This window comes from Acinetobacter sp. IK40, from assembly GCF_035615075.1.
Taxonomy (GTDB): domain Bacteria; phylum Pseudomonadota; class Gammaproteobacteria; order Pseudomonadales; family Moraxellaceae; genus Acinetobacter; species Acinetobacter courvalinii.
Window position 1 is genome coordinate 1 of sequence record NZ_JANBOE010000019.1, and the last position, 6511, is coordinate 6511.

Annotated in this window: 7 protein-coding genes and 1 pseudogene; 3 read left to right on the forward strand and 5 right to left on the reverse strand. The window is 34.4% G+C overall.

The annotated features are described in order from the left end of the window. Positions 1–157: 157 nt before the first annotated feature. Positions 158–841, reverse strand: a complete 684-nt coding sequence (locus MSG93_RS19025) for a hypothetical protein (protein ID WP_000478902.1) — start codon at positions 839–841, stop codon at positions 158–160. Between the two features lie 557 nt (positions 842–1398). On the opposite strand from MSG93_RS19025, the gene MSG93_RS19030 reads away from it, so the two are divergent. The 3 genes and pseudogenes from MSG93_RS19030 to MSG93_RS19040 all read left to right on the forward strand — a co-directional run bounded on the left by MSG93_RS19030 (position 1399) and on the right by MSG93_RS19040 (position 3044). Further along, the gene (locus MSG93_RS19030; protein WP_000269908.1) at positions 1399–1755 is read left to right on the forward strand and encodes a type II toxin-antitoxin system RelE/ParE family toxin; all 357 of its coding nucleotides are present in this window, start codon (positions 1399–1401) and stop codon (positions 1753–1755) included. Next, positions 1748–2051, forward strand: a pseudogene (locus MSG93_RS19035) (helix-turn-helix domain-containing protein). Before MSG93_RS19030 ends, MSG93_RS19035 begins: the two are co-directional and overlap by 8 nt. A 765-nt stretch (positions 2052–2816) precedes the next feature. Continuing rightward, positions 2817–3044, forward strand: a complete 228-nt coding sequence (locus MSG93_RS19040; protein WP_000555567.1) for a hypothetical protein — start codon at positions 2817–2819, stop codon at positions 3042–3044. Between the two features lie 109 nt (positions 3045–3153). Here MSG93_RS19040 and MSG93_RS19045 read toward each other — a convergent pair whose 3' ends face one another. The 4 genes from MSG93_RS19045 to MSG93_RS19060 all read right to left on the reverse strand — a co-directional run bounded on the left by MSG93_RS19045 (position 3154) and on the right by MSG93_RS19060 (position 5883). After that, positions 3154–3363, reverse strand: coding sequence for a hypothetical protein (locus MSG93_RS19045; protein ID WP_000069470.1), 210 nt, complete (start codon positions 3361–3363; stop codon positions 3154–3156). Then, complete coding sequence (locus MSG93_RS19050; RefSeq protein ID WP_001140619.1) at positions 3356–3658, reverse strand: helix-turn-helix domain-containing protein; 303 nt, start codon at positions 3656–3658, stop codon at positions 3356–3358. Before MSG93_RS19050 ends, MSG93_RS19045 begins: the two co-directional genes overlap by 8 nt. 40 nt (positions 3659–3698) lie before the next feature. Then, positions 3699–4007: a type II toxin-antitoxin system RelE/ParE family toxin gene (locus MSG93_RS19055; RefSeq protein ID WP_000269910.1), complete on the reverse strand. Its 309-nt coding sequence runs from the start codon at positions 4005–4007 to the stop codon at positions 3699–3701. 550 nt (positions 4008–4557) lie between these two features. Continuing rightward, complete coding sequence (locus MSG93_RS19060; RefSeq protein WP_279992663.1) at positions 4558–5883, reverse strand: ISNCY family transposase; 1326 nt, start codon at positions 5881–5883, stop codon at positions 4558–4560. Positions 5884–6511 lie beyond the last annotated feature (628 nt).

Genomic DNA, 6511 nt, shown 5'->3' on the forward strand with positions numbered 1-6511 from the left:
GAGATAGGCCAGCACAATTTCCGCCTTTCATATAAAGAGTTTTTCTTGTTAAAACAGTTTTGTAATCAGTTGCATTTCAACCCCTGTAAAAACTAATACACTCAATAAAATAAATCTTTTCATTTTTAACAAATCATCAATAACGCTATCTAAAAATTTAATCTAAATCATTAAACGTTGAGTATCTAACTAATTTATCTGCAAATATTTCTTTAGCTAAAACTCTCAATTGTGTATATAAATTTTCAATTCTATCTTCTTGATTTTTTATCTCAGAGAGATCTAAAAATAGATCTCTATTTTCTTCAGAGAGCCACATAAACTCATCTAATATGCTTTTAAAATTATCTATTTTTTTTTGCATATTAGTGTCTAAAGATTGAGATATAAAGAAAAGTTTGTATTTGATTTTTTCAGAAGATTCAACAAACTCACTAATACTTGTACTGGTGATCATATCGGAAATTTTTGCTCTAAATTCTTCTGATTTTCCTTTTTCGCTTTCATATTCTTTTAATTTATAGAATTGGCCAATAGTACATCCCAATGAATTTTTCAGAAAAAATAAGGATGATGCTAAATCATTTAGCATCGGGAATACTTCAGTTGAGTGTTGGCTAAGAATTTCGGCTTTCTTAATATCTCTCCAATCTTGAAATAGGATAACAGCAATGTAAGCAGTAAGTATTGTTGCTGCCGTGCCTGAGATATCTTTAATAAAACTAAGAATATCATCAATAAAAGGTAGAGATACTGCCGAGATTACGATGACTAAGATTGTTAGTATACAAACTGCTCGCCAAAACTTATTCTCAATACCTTCTTTATTTTTTAGAAACATATAGCACTCAAATTTTTAGTTTCTCTAAAATTAACATAATGGTGCTTATACGGAACGTGTTTTTAATATTACATTAAGATTAGTATCTTATCGTTATTCATACCCTCTGGAACGTTCTCGTTCAACCGACTTGGAAACAAGTCGGTTTCTTTTTAAGCAAAACTGTAACTTTTAGCCAACAAAATTGATCAAAAAACATTCTATTTTGCATTTTTTCCTGATTTATCAATGTTCACATTTCAGAAATAACCCCCAATTTCTGCGGACAACTCTTGGGATAAAATAGGCCAACTTTGTAAGCTAAAACTTACACAGATTTAAGGATTTTGCGGATTGGTAATTCAAGTCATTAGCCGTATGATGAATATATAACGAAACTGGATGTTTCCAGACAACAAGAATAAGAAAATTGCGCAAGGAATGGGCAGCATGAGATCAGTAAGACGAGCAACCCGATATGAAAAAGCCCGACAGGATGTAGGGCTTTTTTATTGCCATTTGAAAACTGGCTGAGTTCGCTATAAAACATAGACTATAATCTATATTGTGGTTGTTGTATGTGGACAGTCATCACGACAGATCTGTTTAATGAATGGCTTGAACAGCAAGACGAATCAACACAAGAGAAAGTCTTAACCGCTTTAGTTGTTTTACAGCAGCAGGGACCAAGTTTAGGTCGCCCTTTAGTTGATACCGTATATGACTCTAAATTTACCAATATGAAAGAGCTACGCGTTCAGCATCGAGGAAAACCCCTGAGAGCCTTTTTCGCATTTGATCCATTTCGACAGGCAATTGTGCTGTGCATCGGTGATAAAGGCGGTAAAAAGCGTTTCTATAAAGAGATGCTGAACATTGCAGAGCAGCAATACGAACTTCATCTCTCAACCCTTGGAGATCAATCTAATGGCTAAAACCTTACAGGAATTATTGGCTAGTCGCTCTCCAGAGAGCCAAACTCGTATTCAACAAATGGCTGACGAGCTACTTTTAGAAACTCAGCTTCACTTTATTCGAGAAGAATTAGAGATTTCCCAAAAGGAACTGGCTGCAACTCTTGGAATCAAACAACCTTCATTGTCAGCAATCGAAAACCGTGGCAATGATCTTAAGATTTCAACCATGAAAAAGTATGTTGAAGCTATGGGGGGGGAAACTCCGTATTGATGTAGAGCTTCCAACAGGAAAACATATAGGATTCAATGTTTAACAAACAAAATGGGAGCGTTAATCTCTCCCATTTTTTTACTTCGTAGAGGCTCTATTATGTTTAACAAACTAGAATTTATTCTTCTATTTGAAAGGATTCTTAAAATACTCTTTTAATATGGAAATAATTAATAGTGTACTGATTAAAACTAGAAATACTATAAGAATCGAAAACATACAATCCAAAGAATATTAAACATTACTGATACAAAAATAATAATATTTTTTTGTCTATTAAGTAACTGAAATTTAGTTTTCTTTACAAGTTAAGTTTTTTATTAAGTTATAATTAAAAGTAAATTTTTCCCAACTAGTATAAAGTTTAAGATTATAGGTTATTGAATTGTTTCTTATGCAAAAAAAAGTCAAGAATCTTTATTTAAGAAAAGGTGAACACTCATTTGTTCTGCAATCACAGTTCATTTTTAAAGCTAAGCAGCAAAAATGGACTAGTGAAGATATCCAAAAAATTATAGAAAAGACCTTATATCAAGATAAATATAGGGTATATGCAATTTTGAGAGAGTATTCTAGCCAGAATTACGGGTAAATTTGACTTGAAAAGAGAAGGACTAAAGTCTTTTAGAAGGACATATCTTGGATCCTGAATAAGATTTTTAGTATTAAAGGAGTAAAGTTTAGCCTCGATATAAGTTTAATCTATTATTTTACAATAATATTCCATATATCAATACCTAATTTAACTTTAGTTCCTATCGCCAACCCTGTATGGTGCCCGTTCAGAAACACTCTATCCGAGGCTAATATGCATAGTTTTTCTGTAAAAGATTTAGATCAATTAATTGAAACGAATCTCAAAGATGGGAATAAATACAGTAAATTATTGATTGAATATAAATTATTTTCTGATTTGATGTATGATTCTATATTTTATACAGAAGTGTCTAATTCAGCTCTGAGCACTACGAAAAGAAAATATAAGCAACTAAAAATTAAAATCACCACACATCAATATCAGCTTCATTTTGAATAAATCAATAAAACGAAAGTTCTCAGCTCTCTCTTCGTATATGGGAAAGTCACAATTTATGGCCTTTCTCATATCTATTTAACATAAAATTTCTTATGCGAATCTTGAAAGATTAAGCTATTTCGTAATATTTTATCCAATAAGCATTGTCGAAAATATCAGTGTAATAGCTTAACTTCTTACAATGTGAAAAATAGTCACAGCATAAATCTCTAATAATTTCAATTTCCTCTAGGCTATCAGCAGCATTCACTAAAAATATAAACTTGTCCAAGTTAACAAGTAATTTACTACTATTTTTCAAAGGTTTATTATTAGACATTGAATCCTATATGTTTTCCTGTTGGAAGCTCTACATCAATACGAAGTTTTCCGCCCATTGCTTCGACATACTTTTTCATCGTTGAAATTTTAAGATCATGACCACGATTTTCGATTGCTGACAATGAAGGCTGTTTGATTCCAAGGGTTGCAGCCAGTTCTTTTTGAGAAATCTCCAACTCTTCACGAATAAGGTGAAGCTGAGTTTCCAACAATAATTCATCCGCCATTTGTTGAATACGAGCTTGACTCTCTGGAGAGCGATTAGCCAATAATTCTTGTAGGGTCTTAGCCATTAGATTGATCTCCTAAAGTTGAAAGATGAATTTCGTATTGCTAATCGGCAATATCTAACATCTCTTTATAAAAACGCTTTTTACCGCCTTTATCACCGATACACAGCACAATAGCTTGTCGTAAAGGATCAAACGCGAAAAAGGCTCTCAGTGGTTTACCTCGATGCTGAACACGTAGCTCTTTCATATTGGTAAATTTGGAGTCATAGACGGTATCTACTAAAGGACGTCCTAAACTTGGTCCCTGTTGCTGTAGAACGACCAACGCTGCGAGTACTTTCTCTTGTGTAGATTGATCTTGCTGTACAAGCCATTCGTTAAACAGATCCGTTGTAATGACTGTCCACATATTACAACCATAATATAGATTACAATCTATATTTTATGCTTAATTGAATTATTATTCAAATGAAAATAAAAAATCCCGACGTCATGTCGGGATTTTTCGGTGTGGAGCGCATAGGTAGGGCTGACTACCTAATGGTCATGGTGTCTGACTGATTATTCTTGTTTTAAGTCATTGAACATCCTGTTCATATAGATCGATCATAGGGACTTCACTGGTGCTTGGATACAAACAATTTCGTAAAATGCTGTAAGCCAAAGCGTACAAAAAATCATCAAAAATTATCCCAAAGCTTAACCGCAAGAAATGGGGATAAATTCAGAAATGGAAGCCTTAAGGAATCGGAAGGAACTTACGAATTGATCGTTTTTTAACCAATTTTATTGGCAAAATATATCAAAACTGCTCATAAAAAGCCGACTTGTTTCCAAGTCGGCTTTTCGTCATCGTCGAGCAAATTATTTATAGCATAAGTTTTTGATTTTTATATGTTTCAATTTGTTCTGTTATTCCCAAGTAGAAATGTCCTACCTAATAACCAAATAGAAATGTCCTATATGGACATTTCCAAGTCAAGCACAGGATTTAGATTTCGTTGTTCAATCGCTGTTTTCTGTGCTTGTCTACGTGGCATCTTTTGAGAACGATTGCGTTTGTTTTGGTGTTCCAGTTGTTCATGCTGTTGTTGAATATGTGCCAGCACAGAACCCAAACGTTTATTCTCAACGATCTCTCGCTGGTTGAGCTGACTTAATTTATCAAAGATGCTGTAATTGATTTTTCTTCCCTGATATTCAATGGCTACAGTACCATCCGGATATTCCAGGAACTCAAGATACTTGCCGCCCAATCTTTGATTTTCTTCGCTGTTTTCCAAGATATATACGCATTTATCATAAGTAATCGTCAAGCTGTTCGTGACCCTGCGGGGTTCACGCCAGGTAAAAACATCATCTAATTCTTCGGCTGTTTCAGCGATAGGCCGATGTAGATCCTTGGAATTAAAAGCCATCTTGGCGAATTTACGATTAAATTGCTCAATAAAGCACGGCAGCCACTTATTGGCATCTGCAATTGAACTGATGCCTTCTAGACGCATCTCCTTAATCAGACGATCCTGAAGTGTTCTATTCGCTCGTTCTACACGACCTTTGGCTTGAGGGGAGTTAGCGAAAATGATATCGATATTGAGAGTGCTCAGAACACGTCCAAACTGGGTAATCTTGGTGTCTTTCTTGCTACTTTGATTCACCCTAAAAACTGAATGTTTGTCACTGTAAAATGCCAATGGCTTACCATGCTGTTCGATATATAAACGTGTCGAAATCATATAGTCAAAGGCTGACTCTGACGCACAGAAGCGTAAATGCTGCAATTTTCCTGTGGCATCATCGATGAATACTAGCAGACAGCATTTAGGTGCTCGACCTTCAAACCAATCATAGTGTGAGCCATCAATTTGGATCAATTCACCATAACAATCTCGGTTATAACGAGGCTGATATGGTCGTTTCAGGCGCTTGCAGCGAGGGATCCATAAATCGGCTGCAATCATCCAGGAACGCAGGGTTTCTACTGAAAGATCGAATCCATGCACGGTGGTGAGCTTTTCATGCGCTAAAGTGGGTCCGAAACCATAAAGTTGATCTGAAACAATATTGAGACACTTAAGTCTGAGTTCTTCAGGAAGTTTAGAATTGCTGATTTGGCCACGACCGGCATGGGCTAATGCAGCGGGACCTTGAGCTTTGTATTTCTGCAGTAAGCGTCTGATGTGACGTTCTGAGATATGAAGTAGCTGAGCAGCCTGGGATTGAGTTATACGTTGATCACAGATTTCTTGCAAGACCGACAATCGTTTAAGTTCTTTATCCGACATAGACACCAACATATCAAACCGTCCGCTAAGGAAATTGCAAAAGCGCATATTCTAAAAGCGGACATTTTTACTTTGGAGAAACCGGACATTTCTATTTTGGGCTTACATGTTTCAATTTGTTCATTTCGTATAACGCCCATTATGTTAAATGGATTAAAATTGAGTCATTTATCTGAAAGGATTTTTAAGATGTTCCTTCACTATAGAAATAATTAATAGTATACCAATCAAAACTAGAACTGCTATAAGAATCCAAAACATACAAACCACAAATATTAAACATTAATAATACAATAATAATATTTTTCTGAGCATAAAGTAACTGATATTTAGATTATTTTACAAGCTCAGGCTTTTGTTAAGTTTTAATTAACAGTAAATTTTTTCTAATTGGTATAAATTTAGAAGTAGTAAGCTATTTAATTGTTTCTTATGGAAAAAAGTAAAGAATCTTTATCTAAGAAAAGGTAAGCACAAATTTATTTTGCAATCAATATTCATTTGTAGGGCTAAGTTTCAAAAGTGGACGAATGAAGAGATCAATGAAGTGATAGAGAAAACTATATATGAAGATAAAATTAGGGTGTAGGAGATTTTAAGAGAATATTCTAGAAATATTTAGGGCGTG